The organism is Staphylococcus sp. aM (genome assembly GCF_052975125.1).
This window is the reverse complement of sequence record NZ_CP121447.1, coordinates 1,444,930-1,461,463: the sequence shown is the minus strand read 5'-3', so window position 1 is coordinate 1,461,463 and position 16,534 is coordinate 1,444,930. Positions and strand designations below refer to the sequence as shown.

At 31.3% G+C, this 16,534-nt stretch carries 15 protein-coding genes; 12 read left to right on the top strand and 3 right to left on the bottom strand.

The window, feature by feature from the left end:
* Nucleotides 1–95: 95 nt before the first annotated feature.
* Nucleotides 96–1,187, bottom strand: a complete 1,092-nt coding sequence (locus P7F85_RS07155) for a prephenate dehydrogenase (RefSeq protein WP_002467176.1) — start codon at nt 1,185–1,187, stop codon at nt 96–98.
* A gap of 144 nt (nt 1,188–1,331) precedes the next feature.
* Here P7F85_RS07155 and P7F85_RS07150 point away from each other — a divergent pair, with 144 nt between their 5' ends.
* From P7F85_RS07150 to P7F85_RS07095, 12 genes are all read left to right on the top strand, one after another.
* Entirely contained in the window at nt 1,332–2,366 is a 1,035-nt protein-coding gene (locus P7F85_RS07150) for a M42 family metallopeptidase (RefSeq protein WP_015365023.1), read from the top strand.
* 592 nt (nt 2,367–2,958) lie between these two features.
* Nucleotides 2,959–4,365 carry an anthranilate synthase component I gene (locus P7F85_RS07145; RefSeq protein ID WP_046464375.1) on the top strand — a complete coding sequence of 469 codons (1,407 nt, stop codon included), beginning with the start codon at nt 2,959–2,961 and terminating at the stop codon, nt 4,363–4,365.
* Complete coding sequence (locus P7F85_RS07140) at nt 4,362–4,937, top strand: anthranilate synthase component II (protein ID WP_046464376.1); 576 nt, start codon at nt 4,362–4,364, stop codon at nt 4,935–4,937. Before P7F85_RS07145 ends, P7F85_RS07140 begins: the two co-directional genes overlap by 4 nt.
* The gene (gene trpD / locus P7F85_RS07135; RefSeq protein ID WP_019235897.1) at nt 4,938–5,936 is read left to right on the top strand and encodes an anthranilate phosphoribosyltransferase; all 999 of its coding nucleotides are present in this window, start codon (nt 4,938–4,940) and stop codon (nt 5,934–5,936) included.
* Entirely contained in the window at nt 5,937–6,737 is an 801-nt protein-coding gene (gene trpC, locus P7F85_RS07130; RefSeq protein ID WP_002467178.1) for an indole-3-glycerol phosphate synthase TrpC, read from the top strand.
* Nucleotides 6,728–7,348 (top strand): phosphoribosylanthranilate isomerase, encoded by a 621-nt coding sequence (locus P7F85_RS07125; RefSeq protein ID WP_002467174.1) that lies wholly within the window; start codon nt 6,728–6,730, stop codon nt 7,346–7,348. Before trpC ends, P7F85_RS07125 begins: the two co-directional genes overlap by 10 nt.
* 3 nt (nt 7,349–7,351) lie before the next feature.
* Nucleotides 7,352–8,566: a tryptophan synthase subunit beta gene (gene trpB / locus P7F85_RS07120; RefSeq protein WP_002467188.1), complete on the top strand. Its 1,215-nt coding sequence runs from the start codon at nt 7,352–7,354 to the stop codon at nt 8,564–8,566.
* On the top strand, nt 8,559–9,284 hold the full coding sequence (trpA, locus tag P7F85_RS07115; RefSeq protein ID WP_002467177.1) for a tryptophan synthase subunit alpha: 726 nt from the start codon (nt 8,559–8,561) through the stop codon (nt 9,282–9,284). Before trpB ends, trpA begins: the two co-directional genes overlap by 8 nt.
* A gap of 463 nt (nt 9,285–9,747) precedes the next feature.
* On the top strand, nt 9,748–11,004 hold the full coding sequence (locus P7F85_RS07110; protein WP_002467180.1) for an aminoacyltransferase: 1,257 nt from the start codon (nt 9,748–9,750) through the stop codon (nt 11,002–11,004).
* 42 nt (nt 11,005–11,046) lie between these two features.
* Nucleotides 11,047–12,306 (top strand): aminoacyltransferase, encoded by a 1,260-nt coding sequence (locus P7F85_RS07105; protein ID WP_002467186.1) that lies wholly within the window; start codon nt 11,047–11,049, stop codon nt 12,304–12,306.
* An 821-nt stretch (nt 12,307–13,127) separates the two neighbouring features.
* Nucleotides 13,128–13,901 carry an HAD-IIB family hydrolase gene (locus tag P7F85_RS07100; protein ID WP_002465813.1) on the top strand — a complete coding sequence of 258 codons (774 nt, stop codon included), beginning with the start codon at nt 13,128–13,130 and terminating at the stop codon, nt 13,899–13,901.
* Between the two features lie 58 nt (nt 13,902–13,959).
* The gene (locus tag P7F85_RS07095; RefSeq protein ID WP_046464377.1) at nt 13,960–14,976 is read left to right on the top strand and encodes an ABC transporter substrate-binding protein; all 1,017 of its coding nucleotides are present in this window, start codon (nt 13,960–13,962) and stop codon (nt 14,974–14,976) included.
* A gap of 90 nt (nt 14,977–15,066) precedes the next feature.
* Here the strand turns inward: P7F85_RS07095 and P7F85_RS07090 are convergent, their stop codons facing one another.
* Both P7F85_RS07090 and P7F85_RS07085 read right to left on the bottom strand, forming a co-directional pair.
* Nucleotides 15,067–15,768, bottom strand: coding sequence for an ABC transporter ATP-binding protein (locus P7F85_RS07090; protein ID WP_002465820.1), 702 nt, complete (start codon nt 15,766–15,768; stop codon nt 15,067–15,069).
* Nucleotides 15,761–16,534, bottom strand: coding sequence for an ATP-binding cassette domain-containing protein (locus P7F85_RS07085; protein WP_002465821.1), 774 nt, complete (start codon nt 16,532–16,534; stop codon nt 15,761–15,763). The genes P7F85_RS07090 and P7F85_RS07085 overlap by 8 nt, the downstream gene beginning before the upstream one ends.

The following is a 16,534-nucleotide window of genomic DNA, read 5'->3' as shown; positions in this document are numbered from 1 at the left end:
GTATTACACGATAATGATGAAGGTTTCTCAAACACTAAAATAAAAAATAACCTAAGACATTACATTGAGATGTCTCAGGTTGATGAATGAAGTTGCTATTCTATATAAGTATCAAATTGATTTAAAGCTTGAATACCACGTTCCCGATCTTCAGGGTTTTTAAAACTGATTTGCAGTGCACCATAAATATCTTCACGTACTTCTAATATTTTTAAGTTGCTTATAGAAATATTATGTAAACTCAATATATTTGTAACTTTGCTAATCATACCCGGTTTATCCGGAATATCGACATATAGATCATACGCAGTAGTAAGTGCACCTTGTTGTTTAGCGGGTAATCGGTCGCGATAATTTTTTGCATGATCGAAAAAGTTATAAATATCTTCTGAACTAGAAGAAGATATCATAGCTGAAATTGAGGAGATTTGTTCTTGTAAATCTTGTAATATTTCTAGGATGAAAGTTTTATTATTTAATGTAATATCTTTCCACATTTCAGCATTACTACTAGCAATGCGAGTGATGTCACGGAATCCACCTGCAGCTAATTGTTGTACTAAATGGTGTTTTTCTACTTGATTAGCACTGAGATGAACTAAACTTGATGCAACTATATGAGGAACATGACTAACGATACCTGTAACAAAATCATGTTCATTGGCATCAGTGAAAATAAATTTTGCTAATGTAGGTTTTAGTAAATTTTTAATCTTTTCTGCTGCTTGCTTATTAGCTTCTTGATTAAATACAAGAATATAGTAAGCATTTTCAAAGAGATGTTTTTTAGCATTGAGCACACCAGATTTATGACTACCAGCCATTGGGTGCCCACCAACGAGATGAATATTGTGTTTTAACAACATATTTTCAAATGTTTGAATAGTTGATTTAGTGCTTCCTGTATCTGTAACAATTAAATTTGTTTTAGTATTGAGCTTTGGTAAATGTTCTAGGTAATGAACAGTTTGTTCGACAGGTGTAGCATATATAACCATATCAGCTTTTTCGATAGCTTGATCATAATGCGTTGATTTATCATCTATGATATCGATAGATAAAGCTTTATCTAATTGAGATTCATCAGCATCAAAAGCTGTAATATGAATGTCTTGATGATAGTATTTTAAATTACTTGCTAAACTTCCACCAATTAAACCAAGACCTACAAATAAAATATTTTGCATAAGTAATCGCCTGTTTCGAAATTTTCAGAATACTAACATTGTAAATGAGGATGTTTATGGAATCAATAAGAATATGATTAGTATATATTAAATAAATAGTCTAAACTAAAGTTAAATAAGATAGAAATGTGAAAGGGGATAAAAATGAGTGATATTCTACAAACGATTAAAACTTTAACAGAGATTAATAGTCCATCTGGAAATGCTGAAAAAGCAATACAGTATGTGAAGGAAACAGTAGAAGACATAGGGTTTTCTACAGAATTGACGAATAAAGGTGCTTTGATTATTAATGTTACTGGAGACAATCAAGAACAGCAACGATGTATTACAGCTCATGTTGATACGTTAGGTGCAATGGTAAAGGAAATTAAAGAAGATGGGCGTTTGGCAATTGATTTAATAGGGGGATTTCACTTTAATGCCATTGAAGGAGAATACTGTGAGATTCAAACAGAGGCAGGCGACATATATACGGGAACAATATGTTTACATGAAACTAGTGTGCATGTATATAAAAATAATCATGAAGTGCCTAGAGATATAGAGCATATGGAAATTAGAATTGATGAAAAAACAAATTCAATTCAAGATACGAAAGATTTAGGCATAGAAGTAGGAGACTTTGTTAGCTTTGATCCTAGAACTGAAATTACTCAATCTGGTTTTATTAAGTCACGTCATTTAGATGATAAAGCAAGCGTAGCAATGATTATAGAATTATTGAAAAAAATTAAAGAAGAGAATGTTAGATTACCACATACAACTCAATTTTATATTTCAAATAATGAAGAGATAGGTTATGGTGCAAATGCTTCATTACCAGACAATATCGTAGATTTTATTGCATTAGATATGGGTGCATTAGGTGATGGTCAATCTTCAGATGAATATACTGTATCTATCTGTGCAAAAGATAGTTCTGGACCTTATCATAAGGGACTTCGTTCACAACTTGTGCAACTATGTAAAATGAACGATATTCCATATAAAGTAGATATATATCCTTATTATGCTTCCGATGCTACTTCGGCATTAAAAGCTGGAGCTGATATCAGACATGGATTATTTGGTGCTGGTATTGAATCTTCACATGCCTTAGAAAGAACACATATTGAATCCATAGAAGCAACACAAAATTTATTATATGCCTACTGTATGTCCCCAATTTTAAAATAAATTAGGATTTGGCGTTGACAAAAATATTTGAGAGATGTATTATACTAAATAATTAGAATTGTTAAACAATTCGGAAGATAAAGTAGCAAATATGAATTGTAGCAAATAGAAAGCTAATGGGTAATGAAAATTAGCACAACATATTTAGTGAATTGGGCTTTCGAATATAAAATTAAATAGCATTAAAGTGAACAATAAACATTTGTTAACTAAGGTGGCACCACGGTAACGCGTCCTTATTGATTTTACGCGTATCGTGGTGCTTTTATTTCGTACAAAATGTAGTAGTTTATAGTAAGGTAGTGTCAGAAAGTTAGTGGATGATGTGAACTAACACCACTATAAATGAAATTGGGTTTTGTATTCTAACAATTAAATATAAACAATGAGTGAACGTATAATATTCCGAATATTAAGAATATTGCGTTAATTAAGGTGGTACCACGCGTCAGCGTCCTTTTTATAGGAGGCTGATTTTTTATGTTTAACAATCGAATCATTACTTTAAACTTTCAAAATTAAGAATAACTAAAAAATAAAAATCATCTTCAATAATAATTAAACGAACTCAAACATAAAGGAGTGAAATTAATTGGAACTCTATTACGAAAAGTTACAGGCCAATATTACACCAGAAACTTTAGCTCAACTCAAACACAACAAAATCATACTAGAAAGCACAAGCCAAGAAAAACTAAAAGGGCGATATTCTATTGTCGTTTTTGATAGTTATGGCACGGTCACATTAGATAATAAATGCCTTCAAATTATTACCCAACAAAAGAAAGAAACGATAACGGAACAGCCTTATCAATACTTAAAGGAATTTGTGAATCGTTATTATGATGATATTGAAGATCAAACGTTACAAGAATTACCATTTATTTCTGGATTTATTGGTTCTTGTAGCTTTGATTTAGTAAGACATGAATTTCCGGTTTTAAAACAAATGGAGTTAGAAGATCATCCACAACATGATGTGAACTTTTACATGATTGAAGATGTGTATGTATTTGACCATTACAAAGACGAACTTTACATCATTAGTACGAATTTATTTTCTCAAGTTAAACGAGACGTTTTAATACAACGGGTCAAAGAACGCATTGAACAGCTTAAAACAATCCAAGTATATCAGCCAAAAGTCACATTTCAAGTTCAAGATAAAGAAATAGAAGCAAATGTGAGTGAACAACATTTTATGAATATAGTGAGTGATTTTAAAAAGAAAATAACTGAAGGGGATATGTTTCAAGTTGTCCCATCACGTATTTATAAATACAAACATCACTTTAACAATCAATTACAAACATTGTCGTTTCAGTTATATCAAAATCTAAAGAGACAAAATCCTAGTCCATATATGTATTACATTAATATGAATCAACCGATTATTATCGGTAGTTCGCCTGAAAGTTTTGTTAAAGTTCACAATGGCAGAGTCGTCACAAATCCTATTGCCGGAACAATACAAAGAGGTCAAACACCAGAGGAAGATCAAAGCAATGCGCATCAACTGATTAATGATGAAAAAGAAAAAAGTGAACATAGTATGCTCGTCGATTTAGGTAGAAGTGATATTCATCGAATATGTAAAACGGGCACATCACATATTCAAAAACTAATGGAAATCGAGAAATATGAACATGTGATGCACATTGTAAGTGAAGTGACAGGCGAAATTAAAGAAAATATTTCACCTATGTCTGTTATAGCAAGTCTATTGCCTACAGGTACTGTATCTGGTGCACCCAAATTAAGAGCTATTCAAATAATTTATGAAGTGATGCCACATAAGAGAGGCGTTTATAGCGGTGGTATTGGTTATATTAACTGTAATCATAACTTAGATTTGGCATTAGCTATTAGAACGATGATGATAGATGATACTTATGTCAATATAGAAGCCGGATGTGGTGTTGTGTATGATTCTGAACCAGACAAAGAATTAGAAGAAACAAAATTAAAAGCTAAAAGTTTATTGGAGGTGTCGCCATGATATTAATCATAGATAACTATGATTCGTTCACCTATAACTTAGTAGATATAGTAGCCCAAAATATAACCAATGAGAATGAAGTGAAAGTATTATATCCAGATGATGACCGTGTTATGCGTCAAAATGTAAAAGGTATTATTATTTCACCTGTTCCTGGGCATCCTTTAGATAATGATTTATTACTAAATATTATTCATCATTATAAAGATAAACCTATTTTAGGTGTTTGTTTAGGTGCACAAGCACTTACATGTTATTACGGTGGTCGAGTGATACAAGGTAAAACCGTCATGCATGGAAAGGTAGATCAATTGAATCTTCAAACACATTCTAAATTGTATACCGGTTTACCAAGCACTTTTAATATTATGAGATATCATTCGCTCGTTAGCGATATAGAACAATTTCCAGAAACTTTAGTCGTGACAGGAGAGACATCTGATTGCATACAATCATTTGAACATATCAATCATTTACATTTTGGTATTCAATATCATCCAGAATCATTCGCGACGGAGTATGGAGAAGAAATAATTAAGAATTTTATTAATTTAGTAGTAGAAGGTGATTAGATGGGAATTTTAAAACAATTAGAACAGCAACAACATTTAAATCAACAAGATATGAAAGCATTTATTGATTTGATGATCAATCCTCAAATTGAAAATCAAATCAAATATAAAGCTTTGAAGTCATATACTGATAAGGAAATGCAACAGTCAGAATTAACATTTTTAGCCAAAAGTTTAATCAAAACGATGTATGAACAACAACCAGTTTATGAAGGTTCGATGTGTATTTGTGGAACTGGTGGTGATCAATCAGGAAGTTTTAATATATCAACGACCGCTTCATTCGTAGTTGCAAGTGCCGGAGCGTCAATCATCAAACATGGAAATAAAAGTATCACTTCAAATTCAGGAAGTACAGATTTGTTAGATCAGTTAAAAATTAAAACCACACCTGTTAAAGAGGTTGTTCAACAATTAAATCAATGTCATTTAGCTTTTGTCAGTGCGACAGAATCGTATCCAATTATGAAGTATATTCAACCCATTAGAAAAATGATATCTAAACCAACGATATTTAATCTTGTGGGACCTTTAATTAACCCATTCAAATTAACATATCAAACCATGGGGATTTATGATCAATCTCAATTAGCAAATGTAGCACAAACAGTAAAAGATTTAGGACGGAAAAAAGCAGTCATATTACATGGTGCTGGTGGCATGGATGAAGCAAGTTTGTCAGGTGACAATTTAATATATGAAGTGAATGCAGGTAAGGAAATTCAACATTATACGATTAATGCTAAAGATTTTGGCTTAAAAAATGCTGCAAATGACACATTGAAAGGTGGCACCCCAGAAGAAAATAAAGCTATTGCGGTAAATATTTTAAACGGTCAAGATCATTCAAGTAAGAGAGATGTAGTAGTGCTCAATGCAGGCATAGCTTTATACGTTTCGGAAAAAGTAAATGATATTGCTACAGGTATTCAACTTGCGCAACAACTCATCGATGACGGAACAGCAATGAAACAATATTTAAGAATGGTGGGGAATTAAATGACAATATTAGACGAAATTGTACTATATAAAAAAGAATTATTATCTAGTCATTATTATCATGAAAAACTTAAAACTTTAAAAAATAATAATCAATATAATCAACCATCTAAAAAGAAAACTTTGAAATCAAGCTTAGCAAATGACAAAGAATTATCTATCATTGCAGAAATTAAATCGAAAAGTCCATCTGTAAAGCAACTACCTGAACGTAATTTGTCGCAACAAATTAAAGATTATGAAGCTTATGGAGCAAATGCCATATCTATCTTAACGGATGAACGTTATTTCGGTGGTAGTTTTGAACGCTTACAACAATTATCTAAACAAACGTCGCTACCCGTATTATGCAAAGACTTTATGATAGATGAAATCCAAGTTGATGTAGCTAAAACAGCAGGTGCATCAATTATTTTACTCATAGTAAATATTTTAACTGATGAACAGCTCCATCGTTTATATCAATATGCCTGTCAATTAGATTTAGAAGTATTAGTAGAAGTCCATGATAGTCAAGAATTGCAAAGAGCTTACGAGCTTAATCCAGAAATTATAGGTGTTAATAATAGAGACTTAAAACGATTTGTGACAGATGTAGAACACACCAATCAGATATTAGGTCATAAAAAAGATGGTTTTTACTATATTTCCGAAAGTGGTATTCACTCTCAAAAAGATGTAGCAAAAATAATTCATTCTGGTATCGATGGATTACTTATTGGTGAAGCGTTAATGAAATGCGACGATTTAAGTGAATTTTTACCACAATTAAAGTTAAATAAGGTGAAACCATGTATTTAAAATTTTGTGGGTTTAAACGTAAAGAAGATGTACTTAAAGCGATTGAGTTACCTATAGATGCGATAGGATTTATTCATTTTCCCAATAGTCACCGTCACCGTGATATGAGTCAAATTCAGCAATTAACCAAACTCGTACCTAGTTATATTGACCGTGTAGTGGTATTAGTCAATCCAGATCGAACACAAATCCAAAGTGTTGTGTCACATACTCAAATCAACACAATACAATTTCATGGCAACGAACCGATAGAAATCATTAAATGGACTAGAACACAGTATCCTAATATTAAAATTTTTAAAGCATTACCCGCACATCAAGATTTGCTAGATCACATAGACTATTACAAACAATTAGTTGATTTATTTATCATCGATACACCCTCAGAACAATTTGGAGGTACAGGTCAAATTTATGATTGGCATCTGTTAGATCATATTCAAGATGTACCATTTCTAATTGCAGGTGGTTTGACTGATCAGCATATCAAACAAATTCAACATTTATCATTGCAGCACATTGGCTATGATATAGCCTCTGGAATTGAAATCAATCATCAAAAAGATGGAGATAAAATGAAAACAATCGTTAACATTGTGAAAGGAGAATGAACCATGAATAAACATATTCAAACAGACGCAGATGACTTAGGATTTTTTGGATCTTACGGTGGCCAATATGTCCCTGAAACGTTAATGCCAGCAATAATAGAATTAAAACAAGCATATAAAGAAGCGAAAAATGATCAAACTTTTCAAGATGAATTACAATATTATTTAAAAGAATACGTAGGTAGAGAAACACCATTAACATATGCTAAAGCATATTCAGAATCTTTAGGTGGAGCAAAAATATATTTAAAAAGAGAAGATTTAAACCATACAGGTGCACATAAAATTAACAATGCTCTAGGGCAAGCGCTATTAGCTAAACGTATGGGGAAACGTAAATTAGTAGCAGAAACTGGTGCAGGACAACATGGTGTGGCCAGTGCAACGGTTGCGGCGTTATTTGATATGGATTTAATTGTTTTTATGGGGAAAGAGGACATCCAACGACAACAATTAAATGTATTTAGAATGGAATTACTCGGAGCTAAAGTAGTTTCTGTTGAGGAAGGTCAAGGTACATTGTCAGATGCTGTAAATAAAGCACTTCAATACTGGGTTAGTCATGTCGAAGATACACACTATCTTCTAGGTTCAGCTCTTGGACCAGATCCGTTCCCGACTATTGTTAGAGATTTTCAAAGTGTGATTGGCAAAGAGATTAAAACACAAATTTTGAATAAAGAGCAATGTTTACCTGATGCAGTTGTTGCTTGTATTGGTGGTGGTTCAAATGCAATCGGAACCTTTTATCCATTTATTCAAGACGATGTAAAACTATATGGTGTTGAAGCAGCAGGTAAAGGTAAACTCACTGATAAGCATGCATTAGCTATAGGTAAAGGAAGTCCAGGTGTACTACATGGTGCCAAAATGTATTTAATTCAAGATCAACATGGTCAAGTTCAATTGGCACATTCTATTTCAGCAGGGTTAGATTATCCTGGAATAGGTCCAGAACATTCTTATTATCATGATATTGGACGCGTCACTTATACAGATGCAAGTGATGAACAGGCGATGGAAGCATTAATTCGATTTACTAAAGCTGAAGGTATTATTCCTGCTATTGAAAGTGCACATGCATTAAGTTACGTAGAACGATTAGCGCCGACAATGAATAAGGACCAGATTATAGTTGTTACTGTATCTGGACGTGGTGATAAAGATATGGAAACGATTCGTCAATATACACAACAAAGAGGTGAGATCAATGAATAAATTATTTATACCTTATATAATGGCAAACCATCAATTGATAGAGAATATGACATTACTTTGTCAAAATGGTGCAGATATGATTGAAGTAGGTGTGCCATTTTCAGACCCAGTTGCAGATGGTCCTACAATCATGGAAGCAGGGGGAAAAGCGATTGAAGAAGGTATTAACATTGATTATATATTTAAGGAACTTGAATTGCATCAAAATGACATCGACTGTCCGTATGTATTAATGACATATTACAATATTGTTTGCCATTATGGTGAAACATCCTTTTTTAAAGCTTGTGAACGTGCAGGTGTGTACGGACTTATTATTCCTGATTTACCTTTTGAACTTGGACAGCAATTAAAAGAACAAGCGCATCAATACAATGTAAAATTAATATCGCTCATTGCAATGACAACATCTGAAGAGCGAATGAAATTGATTGCCAAAAATGCAGAAGGTTTTATTTATACCGTAACGATGAATGCGACTACAGGTAAGGATGGCACATTCCACCCAGAATTAAAGTCTAAATTAGACACAATTAAGACATTTGCAAAAGTACCAGTCGTAGCTGGGTTTGGTATTAGAAATGCGCAACATGTGAAAGATATTTCACAAATAGCAGATGGCGTGGTCATTGGTAGTGAAATCGTTAAACGATTTGCTAATGATACTACAGAAGAGAATATCAACTATCTTAAATCTATAAGGCACGCATTAAATTAGAAAAATTAATTTAATATTTAAATAGAATGTAAATGGAAAGGATATATGTAAATTATTACACGATTTGACATTGATTTTACTTGATTAGTATAAAATTGTGTTGTTATAAGGGAAGTCATTGGCATTAGATTTGCAAATGCATTAAAATAATAGGTGATAATACGATAATAGTATGAGTTGATAAAAGTTCGACTCATACTATTATTACGTATATTCAATTTAAGTTGTATGACTAAGTATTTGATGAGTCATTGCATTTAACTAATTAGAGTCAGAGTTATGAAAAATAAAATAAAAACAACTTAGATTGGTACAATTAGTTTGATAATATCAATGTTGTTACACATATTGTAAATAATGAATGATAGATAGTAACAACGCTTGAATTAAGCATGATATGAACTCAATTCGAATTCTTAAATAGAGAGAAAAAATAGAGATAAACACAATAGGAGTTATGATAATGAAGTTTACAAACTTAACCGCTAAAGAATTTGGCGATTTTACAGACCAAATGCCATATACTCATTTTACGCAAATGGTAGGTAACTATGAATTAAAGCTTGCTGAAGGGACTGAATCACATCTTGTTGGAATTAAAAATAACGACAATGAAGTGATTGCAGCTTGCTTATTAACTGCAGTGCCAGTGATGAAATTTTTCAAATATTTCTATACTAATAGAGGACCAGTCATCGACTACGATAACAAAGAATTAGTTCATTTCTTCTTTAATGAATTAAGTAAATATGTTAAAAAACATCATTGTTTATATTTAAGAGTCGATCCATACCTTCCATACCAATATCGTAATCATGATGGGGATATTACTGGTAATGCAGGAAATGATTGGATATTTGATAAACTGGCATCATTAGGTTTTAAACATGAAGGTTTCCACAATGGTTTCGATCCAATACTACAAGTAAGACACCATTCAGTATTGAATTTAAAAGGTAAAACTGCAAAAGATGTTTTAAACGATATGGATAATTTACGTAAACGTAATACTAAAAAAGTACAAAAAAATGGTGTGAAAGTTAAATTCTTATCAGAAGATGAATTACCGATTTTCCGATCATTCATGGAAGATACTTCAGAGTCAAAAGCGTTTTTAGATAGAGATGATAGTTATTATTATGATCGATATAAGCACTTCAAGGATCGCGTCCTAGTGCCATTAGCATATATTAATTTTGACGAATATCTTGAAGAACTCAATAATGAAAAAGAAACCTTAACTAAAGACTTAAACAAAGCTCTTAAAGATATTGAAAAGCGTCCTGATAATAAAAAATCACATAATAAGAAAGCAAATCTAGAACAGCAATTAGCAGCTAATCAACAGAAAATAGATGAAGCGAAACAACTTCAAGCTGAACATGGCAATGAATTACCTATTTCGGCTGGTTACTTCTTCATCAATCCATTTGAAGTTGTTTACTATGCAGGTGGTACTTCAAATAAATATCGCCACTTTGCAGGTAGTTATGCAGTGCAATGGACGATGATCAATTATGCATTAGACCACGGTATTGATCGCTATAATTTCTATGGTATTAGCGGAGATTTCTCAGAAGATGCAGAAGATGCAGGCGTTATTAAATTCAAAAAAGGGTATAATGCTGATGTTATAGAATATGTAGGAGATTTCATAAAACCAATTAATAAACCTATGTACACTGTTTATACGACATTAAAGAAATTACTTAAAAAATAAGCATAAATAATAAATTTTTATTAGGAAGGGAATTATCTAATTATGAAATTTACAGAGTTGACAGTTAAAGAATTTGAGAACTTTGTACAAAATCCATCATTAGAAAGTCATTATTTTCAGGTGAAAGAAAATATTGCTACTCGTGAAACGGATGGTTTTCAGGTTGTATTATTAGGTATTAAAGATGAAAACAACAAGGTCATTGCAGCAAGTCTATTTTCAAAAATCCCAACGATGGGTAGTTATGTGTATTATTCAAATCGTGGTCCAGTCATGGACTACTCTGACTTAGGTTTAGTTGATTTTTATTTGAGAGAATTAGATAAATACTTACATCAACATCAATGTTTATATGTCAAAATGGATCCATACTGGATTTATCAAATTTATGATAAAGATATTAAACCACTTGATAACCATGAGAAAAACGATGCACTTGTCAATTTATTTAAATCTCACGGTTATGAACACCATGGTTTTACAACATCTTACGATAGCTTCAGCCAAGTAAGATGGATGGGTGTTTTAGACTTAGAGGGCAAAACACCTGCTTCATTGAAGAAAGAATTCGATAGTCAACGTAAAAGAAATATTAATAAAGCGATAAACTACGGAGTAAAAGTAAGATTTTTAAGTAGGGATGAATTTGATCTTTTCTTAGAGCTTTATCGTGAAACTGAAGAAAGAACTGGATTTGCTTCAAAAACAGATCAATATTTCTATAATTTCATTGATCATTTCGGCGATAAAGTATTAGTGCCATTAGCATATATTGATTTAGATGAATATATTGAGTCATTACAGCATTCGCTAAATGATAAAGAAAACCGTCGTGATCAAATGATGGCAAAAGAAAACAAAAGTGATAAACAATTGAAGAAAATCAGTGAATTAGACAAGCAAATTGAGCATGATAAAAAAGAAATGCTACAAGCTAGTGAAATTCGTCAAACTGATGGTTCAGTATTGAATCTTGCTTCTGGTGTTTACTTTGCTAATGCTTATGAAGTCAACTACTTCTCAGGTGGTTCATCAGAAAAATTCAATCAATACATGGGACCATATATGATGCATTGGTTCATGATTAATTATTGCTTCGATAATGGTTATGATCGTTACAATTTCTATGGATTGTCTGGTGACTTTACTGAAAATAGTGAGGACTATGGCGTTTATCGCTTTAAACGTGGATTTAATGTTCAAATTGAAGAGTTAATAGGAGATTTTTATAAGCCAATTAACAAAGTGAAATATTGGTTATTCACTACATTAGACCGTATTCGTAGAAAAGTTAAGAAGTAAAATAGAAGACATAGCAAATCTATTGGTATATCTAGGCTGAGACTCTTGTCTCAGCTTTTTTTATCTAGTGAAATTCTACAAATAATTAATATAAAAAGCTAATATAAAATCATATTGCACCCTACTAAAATTATCATAGCTATTACCAAAGACCTTAACAATGATAGTTATAGAGAATTTTCTAATAAATAAATTATATAAGGCTTACAGTACATATTTTGAGTAGTTGAATGAATCGATATAATAAAAATTATTTACATTACATTAAATTGCAAATATATACCAATAAAATTATTGATGATTAGATATTTTAAATAAAGCCTGTATTTAATTAAAATGAACGTCTTAAATTTAAAATAATCAAAATTTATAACATGTCACTAAATATGTCCGTGCTGTGAGAGCATCTCAGTTGCATCGAGAATGACTTTGATGGATAACTGGTCGTTAGATGTAAATGCATTACTGATAATATATTGAAGTTTATAAAGACAAAGCTAAAAGTTATCCTAAAAATGATTATAGATTTAAGTTTAAATACGATGATCATTTAACGTTTCATTAAGCTAAGATATGAATGTAAGGAAATGAACATTTAATAATACAAGCCTTAGCAAAATGGATTCGTATTAATTAGTTATACCTGTTCATAAGATATGAATATTAGCCCTATATTGTTTTTTTAATTTTAGTTTACATAATATATATTATAGGAAGTTATGGATATTGGATATAGGGGACCCTATTCTTCATTATCTTAATATATTTGCTATGTTATAATTTATCTATATATTCTTTATTAACATTTAGGAGTTTTGTTTATGAATTTTGTTTTTGATATTGACGGTACCATTTCATTTGATGGTTATCATGTTGATCTACTTATTGAAGAACGTATTTTTAAATTACATCAACTTGGCCATCAAGTGATATTTGCATCCGCACGTCCAATTAGAGATTTGCTACCAGTTATACCTGAATTCAAAGACTTTACACTTATTGGTGGTAATGGCTCAATCATTTCTCAAAATGGACAGATTGAAGTGATTAAATCTATTACACAGGATGATTTGCAACTAATTAAAGATATTATTCATGCATATCAATTAAAGTATATATTAGATGATAAATATAATTATTCAACTAACTTAGATGCAACGTATGAATTATTTCAACGCATTGATCCTAACCATACAGCAAAGATTTTGGATATGGATGACATTGTTGAACCCATTAAAGCTATCATATTAGATATTCGTCATGATGATTTTGAAGAAATTGCTACTATCTTAGCTGAAAAATCGCATTCCCTGGAGCTAATACAACATTTAAATGAAAACTATATTGATATAACAGCTCAAGGTATTGATAAACATACTACCATTCAAAAAATCATTGGAGCTACAACTGAATATATCGCATTTGGAAATGATCATAATGACATTCAAATGCTAGAACATGCATCTCATGGCTATTTTGTAACGAATTTACATATGGATCATACGACGTTTATTAATAATCCGCAAATTACTTTAGTCGACGACACTAATGAAGCAATATGTAACGAATTGGATAAATGGTTAAATGAAAAGTAATAATATTAATTGATAATGATTCTCAATTTCATTTAAAATAATGATAAGGAGGATGATTATGAAAAATACATATAAACTACTTATTATTTTAATCATTGGTATTGTACTAACTGCTTGTAGTCAAACGTCAGATCAATCTAGTAAAAATTCAAAGGACACTGTAAGTATCAAAAATACTTATGAGTTTAAAGATAAAAATAACACCCACTCACAAGGTGTAAAGAAAACTGAGACAGTCAAAGTTCCTAAAAATCCTGAACGAGTTGCTGTCTTAGATTATGGTGCATTAGACATTATGCAACAAATGGATTTAAAAAGTCATGTAAAAGCAGTTGCTAAAGGACAAGGGAATGCATTTCTCCCCCACGCTTTAAATGAATTTAAAAGTGATCAATATATCAATTTGGGTAACCCTGGGCGACCTAAATACGATAATTTAGCCAAAGCAAAACCAGATTTAATCTTAGCCTCTTTCAGACAAGCACATACAAAAACAATCGATGAAATGAAAAAAGCTGCGCCCGATGCTAAAATTTTATTTGTTAGTCCAGATAGTGAAAATTATATTTCATCAATAGAAACAACAACCAATCAATTAGGGAAAATATTTAATAAAAAAGATAAGGCCAACACACTTAATCGAGAATTAAAAGAAAAAGTAAATGAGACAAAACGTGAGATTAATAAGGACAAAGTATTGCTACTAGTTGTTGATGATAAAGGTATGAAAGCATTTGGACAAACTGGTCGATTTGGTGGTTTCTTGAATAAGGATTTAGGTATACAACATGCGGACAATAACATGAAAGCCAATTCTGCAGGAAATCAAATCAGTTATGAATATTTAAATAAAATTAATCCAGATAAACTATTTGTGATTAATCGAACAAAAGATGGCAATGATCAGCATTTACCTAAAGAACTAAATAATAAGGTTATTAAAAATATAAAAGCAATTAAAAATCATAATGTATATCAATTTGAATCTAATGCTTGGTATTTTGGTGAAGGTGGTAATCAACTTACAATAGATCAACTTGAACATATTCAAGACGCCTTTGAAGATAAGAAATAATTGGTTAACAAATTCTATATAAAGAAGCCCAAAGTCACTTTGAAATAAAAGTCATCTTTGGGCTTCTTTGGTATAGGTTTATCACATAATTTAATTTGATTCGTATAAAGCTACAAGTTGTTTGGTATAGGGATGCCTATGATGGCTGAATAGTTGATTGGTAGCAAAATCATCAACGAGCGCCCCATCTTTTATTACAATAATCCGGTGACAAATACGTTGGATTACAGATAAATCATGTGAAATCATGATTAAAGTATATGGGTGTTTACGGTAGTTTGCAGTTAAAATATCTAACATATGCTGTTCTGCGATAACGTCTAAGTTTGAAGTAATTTCATCACAAATTAATACTTTGGGTTTAACTAACAATGTTCGTAGCAAGTTAAATCTTTGTAATTGACCGCCACTTAATTCATTTGGATATTTGCTAAGTAAAGATAACGACAAGTCAAATGATGATGTAGTGTTTTGAATCATTTGATCAATATGCTGAGTCGTATGCTTTTTATAATACAAGAGTGGCTCAGCTAATGATTGCTGAATAGTTAATTTAGGATTGAAACTGTCAGAAGCATGTTGGAATACGGGTAAAATATCATGTGTATCAACATCTATGTAACCAGTTGTTGGCTTAAGTTCGTGTAATAAAAGTGAACTAAGTGTACTCTTACCTGACCCACTTTCACCTAAAATACCAACTATTTCATTATCTTCTATTGTTAAATTGATATGGCTTAATACAGTTTGTTGTTTATGATAATTGAATGAGATATTGTCTAATTTAATCATGATATTCCCTCTTTATATGACTTCTAAAATGAAATAATCGTTGAGCGTATGTTGTCGATTGTTTACTTTCAAAATAAGAACGATTACCACTATCAACAATTTGTCCATTTTGAATTACATCTATTTGATCTGCATATTTAAGAACATGGCTCATATTGTGAGTAACGATTAATAAAGTTTGATGATGGTCCTTAACAATATGTTCAAGTAAATCCATTATTTGTAGACCATTTACCATATCTAATGATGCCACTGGTTCATCTGCAATGATAAGTTTAGGATCAAGCATAAGTACGCTTGCAATGTAAACACGTTCAAGTTGACCACCAGATAATTGAAAACTATAGAGTGTTAAAATCTCTTCGCTTGATAAATTCACCCATGTGAGTGCTTCTTTTACTTTAGTTTTAGCAACTTGTTTTGATACATCAAAATGTGTACGATAAATGGCTATGAGTTGCTTACCTAACTTGGTATGGTCATTAAAACTTTGGGTATAGTTTTGAGAAATATAGCCAATGTCTTTTCCTAAATGATCATCTAATTGTGTCACAGGATGACCATAATATAAGAAATCATCATATTCGATATGAAAATCATGAGGTAATTGATTCAATATAAAACGTATAGCTAAAGTTTTACCTGCCCCACTTTCTCCAATAATTGCATTGATTTGTTGTGTCTTGATAGATAAATCTACATGGTTTAAAAGTGATTGACCTTTTGAATCATTAATGGTGAGCCCTTTAACTTCTATGATATTCAA

Bases quoted from the DNA above. Each gene is read 5' to 3' on its own strand.
- P7F85_RS07125 (WP_002467174.1), top strand. From the start codon at position 6,728: ATGTATTTAAAATTTTGTGGGTTTAAACGTAAAGAAGATGTACTTAAA.
- P7F85_RS07150 (WP_015365023.1), top strand. From the start codon at position 1,332: ATGAGTGATATTCTACAAACGATTAAAACTTTAACAGAGATTAATAGT.
- trpC (WP_002467178.1), top strand. From the start codon at position 5,937: ATGACAATATTAGACGAAATTGTACTATATAAAAAAGAATTATTATCT.
- trpA (WP_002467177.1), top strand. From the start codon at position 8,559: ATGAATAAATTATTTATACCTTATATAATGGCAAACCATCAATTGATA.
- P7F85_RS07110 (WP_002467180.1), top strand. From the start codon at position 9,748: ATGAAGTTTACAAACTTAACCGCTAAAGAATTTGGCGATTTTACAGAC.
- P7F85_RS07155 (WP_002467176.1), bottom strand. From the start codon at position 1,187: ATGCAAAATATTTTATTTGTAGGTCTTGGTTTAATTGGTGGAAGTTTA.
- trpD (WP_019235897.1), top strand. From the start codon at position 4,938: ATGGGAATTTTAAAACAATTAGAACAGCAACAACATTTAAATCAACAA.
- P7F85_RS07095 (WP_046464377.1), top strand. From the start codon at position 13,960: ATGAAAAATACATATAAACTACTTATTATTTTAATCATTGGTATTGTA.
- P7F85_RS07140 (WP_046464376.1), top strand. From the start codon at position 4,362: ATGATATTAATCATAGATAACTATGATTCGTTCACCTATAACTTAGTA.
- trpB (WP_002467188.1), top strand. From the start codon at position 7,352: ATGAATAAACATATTCAAACAGACGCAGATGACTTAGGATTTTTTGGA.
- P7F85_RS07090 (WP_002465820.1), bottom strand. From the start codon at position 15,768: ATGATTAAATTAGACAATATCTCATTCAATTATCATAAACAACAAACT.
- P7F85_RS07100 (WP_002465813.1), top strand. From the start codon at position 13,128: ATGAATTTTGTTTTTGATATTGACGGTACCATTTCATTTGATGGTTAT.
- P7F85_RS07105 (WP_002467186.1), top strand. From the start codon at position 11,047: ATGAAATTTACAGAGTTGACAGTTAAAGAATTTGAGAACTTTGTACAA.